We start from the raw sequence: 2,622 nt of genomic DNA on the forward strand, positions 1-2,622 counted from the left end.
CTATGGCCTCCGGATCTATCCCGTATTTATTCTTCTTCCATAAAGCCACATTATTCATCTGGCCTATAATATGTAAGCCTCTCACTACAGATCCTTTTAGTAAGGAAGCCGGGAAGTTGTATCCCAACTGTATTTCACGCAGGCGGATATAGTCGCCGGGAATCACACTGTTGGAAGAATATTGCATCGCCCTTTCACGGCCATCGTAAAAGTCGGCCGGATCAAAAGAAGGGGTGATGGCCGCAATGTCTGTTTTGGTTTCATCACCCGGCTTACGCCAGCGATTAGCCACCTGGTAATTCAGGGAAGTAGAAAAAGAATAACCATACATGTCTGGCATTTCCCGACGAAGTACATTACCAAAATTGAAAGTGGCCAACGCACTCACAAAAAACTGCCGGTAAGAAAATATGTTGGTAAATCCACCGGACAATGGAGCACGGTAAGTGCCGCTATATTCCAGCGAAGAATACTGCGCTTTCTTTACTTTCGCGTCTTTATCACCATATACCTGCGGATTGCCATGATCGTCCAGTCCTGCCCACTTATAACTCCATAGGGCTTCCCGGGGATATCCTTCTACGTATGGCGTAACACCGGTAACACGGGTCAGCTCCGGACTGCTCTCCGGTATTTTATTATCGGTGATAATGTTTTTATTATAACCAGCACTTAAACGGCTATTCCATTTGAACTGCCGGGTAACGATAATATCTCCCTGAACGGTCAGGTCAATGCCTTTATTCGTCATCTTCGCACCGTTGATTCTCATGCTTGTAAATCCTACCGTAGGATCCAGTATCCTGGTACCCAACAGGTCGTATCCTTTTCTGTTATAGGCATCTACGGTTACCTGTAACCGTCCATCAAACATGGCCAGATCCATACCCAGGTTTGTACTGCGGGTTCTTTCCCAACGTAAACTCGGATTATAGCTGCTCACTCTTCCATAAAACTCATTGAACCGTGCCAGGAGCAACCGGTTGGCTACCAGTAATGGCGTGGTAGAACGATCGATATTACCGGTTAATCCCACAGAACCACGCAGCTTCAGCATACTGATCTTGTCGATATGGAAAAACTGCTCCCGGGCCAGGTCCCAGGCGCCACCTACTGACCATAACGGTGTACGACGGTATTTAGGATCTGTTCCAAACAAATTGGATTGGTCTACCCGGTAACTACCGGTAAGGGTATAACGATCATCATAGGTATAGGCAGCAGTTCCGTAATAGGATCTTTCTCTTTCATCAATATACTGGAAACCATCCCTTGCTGTAGCATCATAAGTTGGGATGCGTTTATTGTTCCACCAGGTTAAAGTATTGCTCAGCAACATTTTCTGATCTATCGGCTGCCATGATTGCAATGCATCATTGTAACCAAATTTGGTGGTATTAAATCCATCGGTGATCGTTTTCTTCACTTCCATACCTGCGGCAACATTCACAAAGTGTTTGCCCTGAAACAGGTTCGTATAATTCAGCTGTGAACGCAGGGCCCATCTGCTGTTGGTATTCTCTATCTGACTAAGACGGTCACCCTGTGGCAAATTGAAAACAAGCTTACCATCTGTTCCCATGGTGGCAAACTGGTTAATGAAATAGCGGTTGGCGTAAGCCTGCTGCGATAAAATATCCTTTCCACTCTGCTTCAAACGGTCGTACAGAAAACCGGCATTCAGGGTTAAGCCTTTTACGATCTTCCATTCACCACCTACGTTGGTTCTTACGCCGAAATTCTTACTCCTGTTATTGGAGAGTCTTGCATCTTCCAGCAGATTGCGGCCATTGTCCAGGTAACCCAGTCCTTTCAGGCGGTCATTTTCTGCTTTATTAAAAGTACCATAGTCGTACAGGTAATTTCCGTTCGCATCCAATAATAGCTGATAAGGAGCGAGCTGCTGTATATCTCTGCTGATACCAGGCACGGTTTTCATATCCTGAAATACGGTGTTGATATCTACATTAAACCGCAGGTTACGGGTCACTTCAAAATCACCGCGGGTATTCAGTTGCATGGATTGCGACTTATCTCCGATGTATACCGACTGGCCATTATCATAGGTGCCGGATACCATAAAACGATAGCCTTTACCACCACCGGAAACCGACAGGTAATGGTTCTGGCGTATGCCGGTACGGGTCAGTAAATCATGTATCTGCGAGCGGTTGGAAATGCTACCCAATGAATCCTGCTTGCGTTTATACTCCTGGTCTGTAATCTGTCCATCATTCAGCTGAAAAAGCAGATCGAAAGAAGGGGAATATCCGTTCGGCTGGCCTTCAAAAGCGGCCGGCGTAATGAATCCCTTATCATAGGCTTCTTTGTCATAGTCCACCAGGTCAGCACTGTTAGCACGGCCCAGTGCAGAAAAATCCGGCCGCTGGGTGAAATACATATTGGCCGCGTAGTTAATCTTTATTTTCCCTTCTTTTCCCCGTTTAGTTGTTACCACGATAACGCCATTGGATGCCTTGGCACCCCAGATCGCTGCCGCAGCAGCATCTTTCAGCACATCTATCTTCTCTACATCATTCATATTGTCCGGCAACTGGTTTACCGGAAAACCATCTACCACAATCAGCGGCGCATTACGGTCGGCGCCTATGGCGCCACCGC

The 2,622-nt window shown here is 46.5% G+C and carries 1 protein-coding gene; it reads right to left on the bottom strand.

Annotated features, from left to right (window positions below; genetic code table 11):
- Window positions 1-2,622, bottom strand: a 2,622-nt coding sequence (locus VIP81_RS10925; protein ID WP_331959829.1) for a SusC/RagA family TonB-linked outer membrane protein, incomplete at both ends; no start/stop codon positions are given.

It is taken from the genome of Chitinophaga sp., from assembly GCF_036566945.1.
Lineage (GTDB): Bacteria > Bacteroidota > Bacteroidia > Chitinophagales > Chitinophagaceae > Chitinophaga.